Source organism: Marinobacter sp. (assembly GCF_041595835.1).
In the GTDB taxonomy this organism is placed as follows: domain Bacteria; phylum Pseudomonadota; class Gammaproteobacteria; order Pseudomonadales; family Oleiphilaceae; genus Marinobacter.
The window spans coordinates 13,536-27,829 of the sequence record NZ_JBFHJO010000009.1 but is presented as its reverse complement, the minus strand read 5'-3'; the positions used below and the strand labels follow the sequence as shown (position 1 = coordinate 27,829).

General features: G+C 54.1%; 12 protein-coding genes and 1 other RNA gene. All 13 read right to left on the bottom strand.

The genetic code is table 11. The annotated features are described in order from the left end of the window. Entirely contained in the window at positions 1–1,446 is a 1,446-nt protein-coding gene (gene murC, locus ABYA77_RS05350) for a UDP-N-acetylmuramate--L-alanine ligase (protein ID WP_372964918.1), read from the bottom strand. After that, positions 1,439–2,524, bottom strand: coding sequence for an undecaprenyldiphospho-muramoylpentapeptide beta-N-acetylglucosaminyltransferase (murG, locus tag ABYA77_RS05345; protein WP_372964917.1), 1,086 nt, complete (start codon positions 2,522–2,524; stop codon positions 1,439–1,441). The genes murC and murG overlap by 8 nt, the downstream gene beginning before the upstream one ends. Beyond that, on the bottom strand, positions 2,517–3,716 hold the full coding sequence (gene ftsW / locus ABYA77_RS05340) for a putative lipid II flippase FtsW (RefSeq protein WP_372964916.1): 1,200 nt from the start codon (positions 3,714–3,716) through the stop codon (positions 2,517–2,519). Before ftsW ends, murG begins: the two co-directional genes overlap by 8 nt. After that, entirely contained in the window at positions 3,716–5,056 is a 1,341-nt protein-coding gene (gene murD / locus ABYA77_RS05335) for a UDP-N-acetylmuramoyl-L-alanine--D-glutamate ligase (protein ID WP_372964915.1), read from the bottom strand. Before murD ends, ftsW begins: the two co-directional genes overlap by 1 nt. 15 nt (positions 5,057–5,071) lie before the next feature. After that, the gene (gene mraY / locus ABYA77_RS05330; RefSeq protein ID WP_372964914.1) at positions 5,072–6,157 is read right to left on the bottom strand and encodes a phospho-N-acetylmuramoyl-pentapeptide-transferase; all 1,086 of its coding nucleotides are present in this window, start codon (positions 6,155–6,157) and stop codon (positions 5,072–5,074) included. After that, positions 6,142–7,539 carry a UDP-N-acetylmuramoyl-tripeptide--D-alanyl-D-alanine ligase gene (gene murF / locus ABYA77_RS05325; RefSeq protein ID WP_372964913.1) on the bottom strand — a complete coding sequence of 466 codons (1,398 nt, stop codon included), beginning with the start codon at positions 7,537–7,539 and terminating at the stop codon, positions 6,142–6,144. Before murF ends, mraY begins: the two co-directional genes overlap by 16 nt. Then, positions 7,536–9,020: a UDP-N-acetylmuramoyl-L-alanyl-D-glutamate--2,6-diaminopimelate ligase gene (locus ABYA77_RS05320; protein ID WP_372964912.1), complete on the bottom strand. Its 1,485-nt coding sequence runs from the start codon at positions 9,018–9,020 to the stop codon at positions 7,536–7,538. The genes murF and ABYA77_RS05320 overlap by 4 nt, the downstream gene beginning before the upstream one ends. A gap of 3 nt (positions 9,021–9,023) precedes the next feature. Beyond that, positions 9,024–10,724 carry a peptidoglycan D,D-transpeptidase FtsI family protein gene (locus tag ABYA77_RS05315; protein ID WP_372964911.1) on the bottom strand — a complete coding sequence of 567 codons (1,701 nt, stop codon included), beginning with the start codon at positions 10,722–10,724 and terminating at the stop codon, positions 9,024–9,026. A gap of 70 nt (positions 10,725–10,794) precedes the next feature. Beyond that, a complete protein-coding gene (ftsL, locus tag ABYA77_RS05310) occupies positions 10,795–11,199 on the bottom strand; it encodes a cell division protein FtsL (protein WP_372964910.1) in 405 nt (134 codons plus the stop codon). 27 nt (positions 11,200–11,226) lie between these two features. Further along, positions 11,227–12,183, bottom strand: a complete 957-nt coding sequence (rsmH, locus tag ABYA77_RS05305; protein WP_372964909.1) for a 16S rRNA (cytosine(1402)-N(4))-methyltransferase RsmH — start codon at positions 12,181–12,183, stop codon at positions 11,227–11,229. Next, positions 12,180–12,638: a division/cell wall cluster transcriptional repressor MraZ gene (mraZ, locus tag ABYA77_RS05300; RefSeq protein WP_372964908.1), complete on the bottom strand. Its 459-nt coding sequence runs from the start codon at positions 12,636–12,638 to the stop codon at positions 12,180–12,182. The genes rsmH and mraZ overlap by 4 nt, the downstream gene beginning before the upstream one ends. Before the next feature lie 307 nt (positions 12,639–12,945). Next, an RNA gene (gene rnpB / locus ABYA77_RS05295) (RNase P RNA component class A) lies at positions 12,946–13,296 on the bottom strand. A 40-nt stretch (positions 13,297–13,336) separates the two neighbouring features. Beyond that, on the bottom strand, positions 13,337–14,206 hold the full coding sequence (gene rsmI, locus ABYA77_RS05290) for a 16S rRNA (cytidine(1402)-2'-O)-methyltransferase (protein ID WP_372964907.1): 870 nt from the start codon (positions 14,204–14,206) through the stop codon (positions 13,337–13,339). Positions 14,207–14,294: the final 88 nt, after the last annotated feature.

The following is a 14,294-nucleotide window of genomic DNA, read 5'->3' as shown; positions in this document are numbered from 1 at the left end:
TCACTCACTTTCTGCTACTCCCTTTGCGGCAAGGCGTGCAGCTACGCCGCCAATATCACCGGCACCCTGGGTAATCAACAGGTCGCCGTCCTGAAGCACTGTTTCCAGAAGACTTTCTATTTCCTGGTTATCTTCAACAAACATCGGCTCGAGGCTGCCTCGCTGCCGGATACTCCGGCATAGAGCCCGGCTATCAGCACCGGGGATTGCAGGTTCACCGGCTGAGTAAACGTCCATCAACAACAGGCCGTCCACCTCGGACAACACCCGGACGAAATCCTCATACAGGTCCCGGGTTCGAGTGAAACGGTGCGGCTGATACAGCATGACAATGCGACGCTCCGGCCAGGCACCACGTGCAGCTTTAATGACAGCTTCGACTTCAGTCGGGTGATGCCCGTAATCATCCACCAAGGTGACCTGCGCACGGGACGTTTTATACTCGCCATACACCTGAAACCGACGTCCCACACCTGCAAAACCGGCCAATCCGCGACAAATAGCCTGCTCGTCAACGCCTTCGTCTGTAGCTACGGCAATAACCGCAAGTGCATTGAGCACGTTGTGGCGCCCGGGCATTTTCAACTCAACGTCAAGGTCTGGGCGCCCACCGGGTCGGCGCACAACAAAACTGGTTTTCAAACCGTCTGAGAGAATGTTTTCAGCCCTATAATCAGCATCCGGATTATCAATGCCATAGGTAATGACGGCCCGGGAGATTCTTGGAATAATTTCCTGCACATAAGGGTCATCAACGCACATCACGGCAACGCCATAGAACGGCAGGTTATGCAGGAAATCCACAAACGTCTGCTTCAGTTTTTCGATATCCCCACCATAGGTTTCCATATGGTCGGCTTCGATATTAGTGACCACCGAAACGGTTGGTGTCAGGTGTAGAAACGATGCGTCGCTCTCATCGGCTTCTGCCACCAGATAACGGGAACCGCCTAGCTTTGCATTAGTGCCGGCACTGTTCAGCTTGCCTCCAATGACAAACGTAGGGTCCAGACCCGCCTCACCCAACACAGAGGCAATCAGGCTCGTTGTTGTGGTTTTGCCATGGGTTCCAGCAACTGCGATGCCGTGCCGATACCGCATAATTTCCGCCAGCATTTCTGCACGAGGGACAACGGGTATGCGACGACCGCGAGCCGACACTACTTCCGGGTTTTCATCGGCAACGGCAGAGGACACCACCACGACATCTGCAGTCGCGCTGTTTTCTGCCCGATGGCCAATCTGGACTTCAATGCCCATAGCACGAAGCCTGGCCGTCACAACACTGTCCTTGATGTCAGAACCGGAAACGTCATATCCCTGATTCTTCAGAACTTCGGCAATACCGCTCATGCCCGCACCACCAATTCCGATAAAATGAATTCGGTGAATACGGCGCATTTCAGGAACCTGATACACCAGTGGCGGACTATTCAACTCAGCCATTGGCGGCCTCCAGACAGTAGTTCACAACTCTCTCCGTTGCATCGGGGCGCGCCAGCGAGCGGGCGGCCTTCGCCATGTTCAAAATTCTTTCGCGGTTGCCGGTCAAGTCTTTTAGCGTTTCGGCAAGCACCTCTGGGGTCACCTGAGACTGAGGGACCAGAATTGCAGCACCGGCTTTAACCATGTGTTGTCCGTTACGCGTCTGGTGGTCATCCACCGCATGGGGAAATGGCACTAAAACAGCGCCAACGCCAGCAGCACACAGCTCAGACACCGTCAAAGCTCCTGCCCGACAAATCACCAGATCAGCCCATTCATAAGCTTCGGCCATGTCGCGGATAAACGGTTCAATGCTGGCCTGAATGCCAGCCGTATCATAAGCCGCTCGGGCTGTTTCAAAATTCTTTTCACCACACTGATGCCGGACCTGCGGCCGCTCACCCTCAGACAACAAAGCGAGAGCCCGCGGTAACTGCTGATTAAACACCTGTGCTCCAAGACTGCCACCAACAACCAACACTCTGGCCGGCGACTGCCTGCAAGCAAGCCGCTGCCCGGGTTCTGGCAGACTCGCCAGGTCTTTGCGTACTGGATTGCCGGTACAGCGCGTTACAACCTTGTCACCGAAGCTTCCCGGGAAGGCCTCCAGCACTGTGGATGCAAAGCGTGTCAGCAGTCGATTGGTCATGCCAGCTACTGCATTCTGTTCATGGATAACCAGAGGCTTACGTTGCATCCATGCGGCGACTCCACCTGGACCAGTCACAAAGCCTCCCATGCCCACAACACAGTCTGGGTTAATCTTGCGCAGGAGTGTGTACGCTTCACCCAGCGCCCGCATCAAGCGGAACGGCGCCAGCAATAACGCCAACTTTCCCTTGCCCCGAAGACCGGTAATATGAATAAGTGAAAGAGGGATATCCGTCTCACCAATCAACCGCTCTTCCATGCCGCCCTTAGCGCCCAGCCAATAGACTTCGTGGCCTTTTTCCTGCAGCGCTCTGGCGGTTGCCAGTGCCGGGAACACGTGCCCACCGGTGCCACCAGCCATCATCAGGAAACGACGAGGACTATTCATACACAGCGCCTCCTCGAGTTTTTCGTGCCGGTAGTTCTGACGCCATCTTCTCTTTATCCAAGCGCTCCATTTCTACTCGCGCCAGCACACCCAGGCCGATACAGGTAATCATCAAACTAGAACCGCCATAACTCACCAGGGGCAAAGTCAGCCCTTTGGTTGGTAGCAACCCTGTGCAAACGCACATATTGATAACTGCCTGTAAACCTATGAGTAGAGTGACACCGTAGCTAAAGCAGGCGCCAAATGGCATGTCGTTTTTCTCTGCTCTGCGAGCAATCACAAGCCCGCTCACTACCAAAGCTGTAAACAGTGCCAGTACGATCAATGCCCCAAGAAGACCAAACTCTTCCGCAATAATTGCGAAGATGAAGTCGGTATGCGCTTCAGGCAAGAAAAACAGTTTCTGAACCGAGTTACCCAAACCAACACCGGTCCATTCACCGCGACCAAAGGCAATCAATGATTGGGTGAGCTGGTAACCACTATCAAACTGGTCTTTCCAGGGGTCCAGGTAACTCACTACCCTTTTCAGGCGGTAGGGTGCGCTAACAACCAATACAGTGCCCAAGAACGCCATTAGCCCAATCAATGGCAAGAACCGGGTCAGCCGTACACCGCTCAGGAAAATGACGCCGGCAGCCGCAACGGTCAAAACAACAGAAGCACCGAAGTCTGGCTCAATCATTAATAATCCAACCGCCAGCCCCAAAACAATCAACGGCCGGATGAAACCTGACCAGGAGTTCAGCAGTGCATCCCGGCGACGCACCACATAGCCTGCCAGATAAGCGATCACGCAAAGCTTAGCAACTTCAGAAACCTGAACATTGAACAACCCCATAGGTATCCAGCGGGTAGAACCGTTGACGGTGCGCCCCAGAGGCGTGAGCACCAACACCAAAACAGCCAGACCAATACCTAAAAGCAACCAACCACTCCGCTCCCACCAGGAAGTCGGTACATTTACCGCAATCAGGGCAGCCAAACAGCCAAGCGCAGCAAAAATCACCTGGCGAATGACATAGTGATAGCTATTGCCCAGTGTCGCTGCAGCCATATCCATCGAAGCCGACGAAATCATCACGACCCCAATAACCAGCAGTGCCACTGAGGACAAAATCAAAACCGGGAGCGGCTGGAGCTCCAAGGGCTTGACCTGGTGATACTGGATGTTGGCAGCGACGTGCATCAGAGTGCCTCCACCAGTGCGCGGAACTGATCACCGCGGTCGTTATAATCCCGGAACATATCAAAGCTTGCACAGGCTGGTGACAACAGCACCCGGTCACCAGCATTTGCTAAGCGATGAGCTTTATCCAGCGCTCCTTTCAGACTATCCGCTTTAACTACGTTGACACTCTCTCCGAGAGCGGCAGCAATTGCATCGGCATCCCGGCCCATCAAGACAACGGCACGGCACAGATGGCTCACCGGCTCAGCCAATGGTGAGAAATCAGCGCCCTTACCATCACCACCAGCCACCAGAATAACCTTACCCTGCTCCGGTACGAGACTCTCAATAGCCGCGACAGTTGCCCCGACATTAGTACCTTTGGAATCATTGATATAATCAACGCCACCCAGGTTCCGGATAAACTCACAACGATGAGGCAGGCCCCGGAACTGGCGGGCTACATCCAACATTGGAGCCATTGGCAAACCTGCAGCCCGGCCTAGCGCAAGCGCAGCCATTACGTTGCTGACGTTGTGGCGCCCCATCAACTTCAACTCACTGGCCAACAACAAATTATCAAAACCAAACGTGATCCAGGTTCCCTGATCATCATCTCGGGTGCTGAATGTTTCAGGGTTCACGCGGTTAAACCCGAAGCACAAGAAGCGCAGATTATCCCGCGCCATCGGCGTGCTCAGAGCATCATCCAGATTCACAACGGCATTTTTGCAACCGCGATAGACCCTTTGCTTAGCCTGGAAGTACGCCATTTTGTCCGGGTAGCGATCCATGTGATCATCGCTGACGTTCAACACGGTTGCCGCAACAGCATTCAGTGCCTCAGTGGTTTCCAGCTGAAAGCTTGAGACCTCCAGAACGTACAGATCTGCACCCTGCCCAAGGAGATCCAGCGCAGGCGTTCCGATGTTCCCACCAATCCGGACATTCTTCCCGGCAGCCTTCGCCATTTCTCCCACAAGCGTGGTTACGGTGGTTTTGCCGTTTGACCCAGTGATGGCAATAACAGGTGCGTCTGCCGCCTCAGCAAACAGGTCGATGTCCCCCCGGATGAGTGCGCCCTTTTCTGCAGCACCCGCAATCGCAGGTTCAGCAACACTGATGCCAGGGCTAACAATGAGCTCACTAAAGCCGGCGAACATGTCCGGATCAAACGCTCCGAGACAGACCGGCACATCAGGCCATTCATGGCGCAGTTCCTGAAGCCCCGGAGGGTTCTCGCGGCTATCGGCCACGGTAATTTCCCGGCCTTGCCCTGATAGATAGCGCACGCAGGAAAGCCCGGTTTTACCGAGCCCTACGATCAATGTGCGACGATCTGAAACAATGACACTCATAGCCGTGGCCATTTCCTAGCGAATTTTCAGACTGGCGAGGCCAATCAAGACCAGAACCACTGTAATAACCCAGAACCGCACAATGACTCGCGGCTCAGGCCATCCCTTTAATTCAAAATGATGATGCAGCGGTGCCATGCGGAATATTCGGCGCCCCGTCAGGCGGAACGAACCTACTTGCAAGATCACCGAAATGGTTTCCATGACGAACACGCCGCCCATGATAAACAGAACAATCTCCTGGCGAACAATGACAGCAACCACACCCAACGCAGCCCCCAACGCAAGAGCGCCTACATCGCCCATAAACACTTGGGCAGGATAGGTGTTGAACCACAAAAACCCGAGACCGGCACCCACCAAAGCACAACAAAATACGATCAATTCACCGGCACCCGGCAAGTGGGGAATCAACAGATAATTGGCAAACTGTGCATGCCCCGACACGTAGGCAAAAATAGCCAGTGCGCCCGCCACCATGACAGTCGGCATAATTGCGAGACCATCGAGACCGTCCGTCAGATTTACCGCGTTACTACTGCCAACAATCACAAAATACGTCAGCAGGATGAACATCACCGGCCCCAGAGTCAGCGATACATTTTTCAGGAATGGCAGGTAGAGCGATGTTTCCTGCGGCAAGGTTGAGGTGGCATAAAGAACCACCGCCGCAGCCGCACCTATCAATGACTGCCAAAAGTACTTCCAGCGCCCTGGAAGACCACGGGGGTTACGTTCAACCACCTTACGGTAGTCATCAACCCAGCCAATCGCGCCAAAAAGTATGGTGACCACTAATACGGTCCAGACATAACGGTTGCTAAGGTCAGCCCACAGCAGTGTAGAAATCGTGATAGCAACCAGAATCAGAGCGCCTCCCATAGTAGGCGTACCGGCTTTGCTCAGATGCGTTTGGGGACCGTCATCCCGCACCGCCTGACCAATCTGATACTGACTGAGCTTCCGGATCATCAGCGGACCGATCAACAGAGAAATCAGTAGTGCGGTCAACACGCCCAGAATGGCGCGCACCGTCAGGTACTGAAATACCGTCAGTGCAGAAAAATGTTGAGATAAAACCTCTGTTAACCAGAGCAGCATGTGTTTTTCACCTTTGTCTGAATTCCCTCCACCACAAGATCCATGGCGGAACTTCGAGAACCTTTCACCAGCACTGTCATGGTGCCCTGACGGCCATCAAAGATGGCGTCTATGGCTTGCTCATGGGCCTGGAACTGTTCGGTATCTTGCCCAAAGCCGTCGACATAGCCTCCACAACCGGAACCCACTACCAACAACCGTTCAATACCTTTTTCTTTTGCGTATGCGCCCACATCCCGGTGCAGCTCATCGCCCTGCGGGCCTAGCTCTGCCATAGCACCCAAAACTGCCACTCGCTCACCCGGGTATTCAGACAGCACATCCAATGCTGCTTTCATAGAAGCAGGATTAGCGTTGTAGCTGTCGTCGATCAGCGTCAAACCCTGAGCGGGCACTAACACCTGCAACCTACCTTTAACCGCCTGAACTCTGCCTAAGCCCTGGAGCAATTGTTCATTGCTTGCCCCAAACTCTCTGCATGCAGCTATTGCCAACAAGGCATTAGTGACATTGTGTTCTCCGACCAAGGGCAGGGATAACTCGCAACGCCAGTCATCCGGCCCCTCAACCTGAAGAGCGAGTGTCTGGTCTGCCATAACATTTGCCGAAGCCCGGTAATCTGCTTCGGGGTGCTTCATACGCGACACACTGACAACCCGGCGGTCTCCGGCACGCATACGCCATTGATCAAAGGCCGCATCATCACGATTGAGCACCACCAGGCCGTCACGAGAGACACCGTCAATAATCTCACCCTTGGCAGCCACGATATTCTGATAACTGCCAAATCCTTCGAGGTGTGCCTGACCCGCGTTGGTCAGAATCACCACCTGAGGGCGCACAATGGCAACTGTATGCGCAATTTCACCCAAACCACTTGCGCCAAGCTCAATAGCGCCAAACTGATGTTCTGGAGCCATTCGAAACAAGGTCAGCGGAACACCTATGTGGTTGTTCAGGTTGCCTTCTGTTGCCAGCACATCGCCCATTTGCTCAAGAATGGACGAAGTCAACTGACGGACGGTTGTCTTACCGCTACTCCCGGTTATAGCAACCAGGCGCGCACTGCTTTCATCTCGATTACCCGCTGCCAGAGCAGCCAGCGCGTTAACAGTATCCCTGACGACCAGTTGCGGTATCTCAACAGATTCATCCGCGGTATCAACAACTGCCGCAACAGCCCCCTGAGACCAAGCCTGCTGCAGAAACTTGTGCCCATCAAAACGGTCTCCGCGAAGCGCTACAAACAACTGCCCTTCACCCACGGAGCGAGTGTCTGTAGACACCCCGGATATGTGAACAGATTCAGGCCCAACCTGCGCACCGGCCAAGTCAGCGCTAAGCCAACCCTGCAGCTCTGCCAGAGAAAAGGCGCGCATCATGCCACACCTCCGTTGAGTTGCAATTGGTGACGAACCTGTTCTGCATCGCTAAATGGCAATTTCTGGCCCGCCACTTCCTGCCAGGCCTCATGCCCCTTACCCGCGATCAACACCAAGTCTTCCGGCCCGGCCATAGCAATCGCATCGGCAATCGCTGCTGCTCTGTCATGAATAACCTGATAGCCAAAGCTACTAGAAAAGCCCTGAGCAACATCCTTTGCAATTTGCACGGGATCTTCTGAGCGAGGGTTGTCGTCTGTTACTATGACGACATCTGCACGCTTCTCAGCTTCCGCAGCCATTTCCGGCCGTTTGCCTGAATCACGATCTCCTCCACAGCCGAACACACAAATCAATTTACCGCTAACGTGGGGTTTCAGTGCTGCCAACGCATTCGCCAAGGCATCGGGTGTATGCGCATAATCCACCACCACACAGCGGCCATCCGAGCCGGTAAACCGCTCCAGACGTCCAGCTGGGGGCACCAGCCGTGAACAGGCATCAACGGCACGATCTACTGGCACACCCAGGGTCAGAACAGTTGCCAGCGCAGCAAGCACATTGCTTGCATTGAAACTACCCATTAATGGTACTTGCAGCTCAAATTCACCCCATAAACCATCCACCATGGCACGGAAGCCTGATGCTGTCGGAGTAAATTCCTTCAACCACAATTCTGTTTGGGCTTCATGCAGGCTATAACGAATCCTGTCGCACAAACCCTCAACCTGGTCGTAGAGCTGACGTCCAAACGGATCATCGAAATTAATGACTGAGAAGTGCAGTTCTTCCCGCTGGAATAAGCGCGCCTTGGCCTCACCGTAGACTTCCATCGTTCCGTGATAATCCAGGTGATCCCGAGTCAGATTGGTGAACACTGCTCCAGTCATTGTCAGCTTGTCGATACGCCCCTGATCCAGAGCGTGGGAAGACACTTCCATCACTGCAGCACGACCACCGTCGCGACGAATCTGACTCAACACCCGGTTCACCTGAACGGCGTCGGGCGTAGTGTGAGTTGCAGGCTGCAACTTTCCGGGCATTCCGTATCCCAGCGTACCCAAAACCCCGCACGGTGTGCCCGTGTCTTTGAGTAGTGCGGCGATGTACTGGGTTACCGATGTCTTACCATTGGTTCCAGTGACACCGATCACCCGGAGGTGGCGGGATGGATGCTCAAAAAAACGAGTGGCAATCCTGCCTAACTGTTCACGCAAACCAACGATCGGCACAATCAAGGCCCCTTGCCTCTCATGGCACTCTTTCGGGCTTTCTACCTCAAGTAAAACCGCCGTAGCGCCTGCGCCAATCGCCTGATCAACATAGGCTTCAGCAGACGTTTTCGCTCCAGACAACGCTATAAACGCATCGCCAGATTTCACCTTCCGGCTGTCTGTTTGCAGGCCGTGAATAGTGACATCAAAAACCGATGGCACATCTGCAATACCTTGCAGCAATGTATTTATGGATGTGATGCACATGGCTTAACCCCTCTCCCCGGAAGTAACCCCGGGAGCCGCGGCTCCGGAAACTTCCAGTTCAGGCTTCACATTCAGCAGCCTCAGTGCATCGCCCATTACACGGGCAAATACTGGCGCAGCAACTTCGCCGCCGTAGTATTCACCCGACTGGGGCGCATCAACGGCTACAACCGTCACAATTCTTGGGTCATCAATGGGGGCCATACCGGCAAAAATGGCCTTGTACATGTTGTCTTCATAGCCTTGTGCGCCCACAAGATGAACCGTTCCGGTCTTTCCTCCGGCAGCATAAAGACCAGGCTGCGCCCGGCCACCGGTTCCTCTGGCTACCGCCTGCTTCAACATTTTTCTAACTTCAATCGTGACACTTTCAGAAAGGACCCGCTGCCCCTGGGGCGGCTGTTCCTGCTTCAGCAGGCTCACCGGATACCGAATCCCGCCATTCGCTATAACCATGTAGGCTTGCGCCAACTGCAACGCGTTCACGCTAACGCCATAGCCGTATGAGAGAGTCGACTCTTCTACAGGACGCCACTTGGCTGGTGCTGGTAAAACGCCAACGGCTTCCCCCGGGAAGCCTATACCTGTTGCCTGCCCCAGCCCCATCCGGGCAAAGAGGTTACTCAAAACGTCTCCACCGAGATCTGTCGCTATCTTGCTGACACCCACGTTACTGGATTTGACGATAATCTCCGTCAGATCCATCACGCCATAATTGCGATGATCCCGAATCGTAAAACGCCCGAATCTTCGGTAGCCCGGAGACGTATCTATGGTGCTATTCACCTTATATTGGCCAGACTCAAGAGCCGCAGCGATGGTCAGCGGCTTAATGGTAGAACCTGGTTCAAATAAGTCAGTAATCGCTTTATTACGCAGATTTTCAGCGGCCAACTGAGAGCGGTCATTGGGGTTATAAGACCCTTGATTCACCATCGCCAGCACTTCTCCAGTGCTCACATCAAGCATCACCAGTGTTCCACCTCGAGCCTTGTGTGCACTAACGACGGCTTTCAACTCACGATATGCAAGATACTGGAGGCGAAGATCAATGCTCAGCTCAAGGTCTTGCCCCGGACGGGCATCACGAATCAACATCAGATCTTTGATGACATGCCCGCGACGGTCTTTCAGCACCCGTTTGGCACCTGGTTCACCTTCCAGCCATTGGTTATATGCCAGTTCAATACCTTCCTGACCTTGTTCATCAATGCTGGTAAACCCAACCACATGGGCCGTAACCTCGCCCGCCGGATAATAACGGCGATATTCCTGGCGCGCATAAACACCACCCACACCCAGCGCTAACGCATCTCTGGCCATAGCCGGCTGAACTTTCCGGCGCAGATAAATGAACTCGCGACTGGCATAATCACGGAGTCGCTGACGCAGCTCCCCTTCTGACAATTCAAGCAGTCTTGCCAGAGCCGCCAGCTTAGGGTCTTCCGGATCAATTTCTGAAGGGTTGGCCCACACCGTTTGTACCGGAGTACTAACCGCCAGAGGCTCGCCGTGACGATCCGTCACAACGCCGCGATGAGCATCAATCGATTCCACGCGAATCGTCCGCACATCCCCCTGTTTGCGCAGGAAGTCGTTGTCCACCACCAACAGATCAGTAACCCGCCAACCTATACCCAGTACAATAAGCAGAAAAACGCCCAGCACAGAGCCAAAGCGCCAGGCTTTTAAACCTGCCAGCATTCGCTGTACCCAGCTTGTTGTCTGCCTGCTTCGACCGGACAAATTGGTCACCCTGCTGTTGTTGTTTTTTCTATTTAGCCGCTATCGGCGTCATCAACGGCACCAGCACAATATCCTGACGCCCGGGAACACGCATGCCGAACCGATCTGCAGCCAGTTTTTCAACACGACCGTGAGCACTCAAAGCACTCTGCTCTAAAAGCAACTGACTCCACTCCCGCTCATGGGCATTCCGCTGTTCTTGCAGGGTAGAGAGGGTATTGAACAACTCTCGATTTTTATGGGCACTGATCACCACACCAATAGCGGATACAGTCAAGAGCAATACCAGCACCAGAGAAACCAGCACCCGAGTCTCTCTGGTTGTCTCAAAAACCTCTCTGGAAACGCGAACCGCAGAGGCAACACCCTCCCTCATTTTTTCTTTATTGAGCTTGGTGGTTTTCGTTGGTTGTTCTATAGCTACGGCGCCCATGGCGTCTCGCTCCCTTGCGAATTCGCTTCAGTTAATTCTTCGTTCCAGCACCCGCATAACAGCACTGCGGGCCCGAACGTTCTCATCTATTTCATGTTCGCTGGCTTTGCTGGCCTTACCGATCAGACGGAAGGACGACTTCATCTGCTCCGCCGTCACTGGCACGCCTTTTGGAATCTTCGGCCCTTGGGCCAAATCTCTCATAAACCTCTTCACCAAACGGTCTTCCAGAGAATGGAAGCTAATGACTACCAGCCGGCCACCAGGCGTCAATCGCTCTGCTGCCACTTTGAGCCCCACCTCCAGGTCTTCCAATTCCCGATTGATGAAGATCCGGATAGCCTGAAACGTACGGGTTGCAGGATGCTTATGTTTTTCCTTCTTAGGCACGGCCTCGGCAACTAACTCTGCCAGCTGCCGCGTGGTTTCGAGCGGTTCTTCGCCCCTGCGTTGCACAATCAAACGCGCAATGCGACGAGAAAACCGCTCTTCGCCGTACCGGAAAATCACATCCGCAATATCTTTCTCATCCGCACTGGCCAGCCATTGCGCGGCGCTTGGCGCCTGCTGCGGGTTCATCCGCATGTCCAAAGGACCGTCTCGCATAAAGGAAAAGCCGCGAGCGGCATCGTCCAACTGAGGCGATGACACCCCGAGATCCATTAACACCCCATTGACGGCCGGCCACTGCTGAGAATCCAGCGCCCCGGCCAGCTCGGAAAAAGACCCGTGAAACCAATTAAAACGCGGGTCACTGGCAGCCAGCTCCTCAGCCACCCGGATCGCCTCAGGGTCTTTATCAATACCGAGCAAGCGCCCTTCTCCGGCGAGTTGACTGAGAATCAACCGACTATGACCACCGCGGCCGAATGTGGCATCAACATAACGGCCTGAGCTGTCATTGATCAGATAATCAACCGCTTCATCGAGCAGCACTGACCGGTGTTTGAATCCTTCAACAGCTTCTGGGTCTGGCCTGGTCATAGCGACAAAGCCTCCATCTCAGGCGGCACATCATCGTCATCAGAAGACTCACCCAGCCAGGCCAACCAGCGCTCTTCGCTCCAGAGCTCCCATTTATTCCCCTGGCCGATCAGCATCAATTTCTTTTCCAGATACGCATAATTTCTGAGCGTAGGCGGCACCAAAATGCGGCCTGCCGAATCCAGCTCCATAGGTGCGGCATTACCTAACATGAGCCTTTGCAAGCGCCGAACCGCCTTCTTAACATTGGGCAGCGCTTCAATTTTGGGGCGCAAAGCATCCCATTCGGGTTCCGGATACAGCAGCACGCAACGTTCTTCCTCAGTATTGGCACTGGCAGTCAAAACAATACGGCCACCACAAAGCTGCGCGAGCTCTTCACGCAGCTTTGTCGGGATCGCCAGGCGACCCTTCGCGTCCATATTGATGGCATGACTGCCAAGAAAATTGCTCATTTACGCCGTATCCAAGGGTAGTTTTTCCACAAAAAACCACTAGAAACCACTTTTTCCCACTTCCGCACACTATAGAAACACAGAAAAGACAATGCAAGCGCCGCTTTCATGCGCGCGGAAGCAAAAGTTCCTTTAATGACAAGAGGTTACAAAAGAGAAACTTACAAAAGACTTAAAACAGCACAAAGAAATAGTGAAAAAACAAGCACCTGCGATTAACTCTGAAGAGCCAGTCTAGGCTGTAAGATTTTTTAGCTATAAACGCAGGGTTATGAGAAGGGCAAACATTAAATCTTGAAAGAGAGAAATGGCGAGCTCGCCGATAAGCCGGGTTCTGTCGTGGACAGTCATTCATCTAGGGCCTGCGTCGCCACAGGCCTCAAGCAACCTACCCGAATCCAGCGCGGGCCACGCCAACGGATTCCTATTTGGTCTTGCTCCAGGTGGGGTTTACCATCGCCGTGAACTGTTGCCAGTCACGCGGTGCGCTCTTACCGCACCATTTCAACCTTACCGGCGCCCGAAGGCACTTAGGCGGTATACTTTCTGTTGCACTTTCCGTCGACTCGCGCCGCCCAGGCGTTACCTGGCACCTTGCCCTATGGAGCCCGGACTTTCCTCCCCCGGTAAAACCGGCGGCGACTGTCTGGCGAGCTCGGCGCTGACAATACCTCTGCAGCAGCTGGCGCGCAAGCGCTTTAATCACCCTTCAGCTCCAGCGCACGCTGATAAAGCTCATTTTTACCCAGCCCACAAACATCCGCCACAATTCTCGCAGCTTTCTTTACCGGCAACTCCTGCACCAGCATGGCCAGCAATTTATCAGCATCAACAGAAGCGTCCGCACCCGGAATATTCTCAGCACCACGAACCATAACCACAAACTCACCCTTGGAGCCATGGGGATCAGCCTGCAACTCCGCCAACACTTCCGAAGCTGCCCCGGCATAGAAGGTTTCAAAAGCCTTAGTCAACTCGCGCCCCAGCACGCACTCCCGGTCAGGGCCAAACACCTCCACCAGATCTTCCAAAAAATCAATGATTCGATGGGGCGACTCGTAAAACACCAGAGTTGCTGGCTGCTGTTTAAAACCTTCCAGAGCCGTTTTTCGCCCCACCCGCTTAGCCGGCAAAAAACCCGAGAACAGAAATTGATCTGTCGGCAGGCCTGCAGCAGAAAGGGCCGCTACCAACGCACAAGCACCAGGAATTGGAGACACTTTAAAGCCGGCCGCCCGAGCTTCTCTCACGAGAATATAACCAGGGTCAGAGATCAGGGGGGTGCCCGCATCCGACACCAAGGCAACACTCTGGCCGCGATACAGAGCTTCAAGCACCTGACTCACCCGGCCCCGCTCATTGTGATCATGAAGCGCAAGCATCTGTTTGCTTAAGCCCAGATGTTGCAATAGCCTGCCGCTGTGACGAGTATCCTCTGCGGCCACCAGATCAGCCTTTGCTAACACTTGGCGCGCGCGCTCAGACAAGTCATCAAGATTACCGATTGGCGTAGCGACAACATAAAGAAGACCACCGGGGCTGCCGGGCGAACGCTCTGAACTGGACATAGACTGACTCCGGAGAATAGGTATTACACCGCGTAAAATTCCGGCCCCATGACAGGCTCGTCATGTGAAATACGCCGGGAGCTGGTAA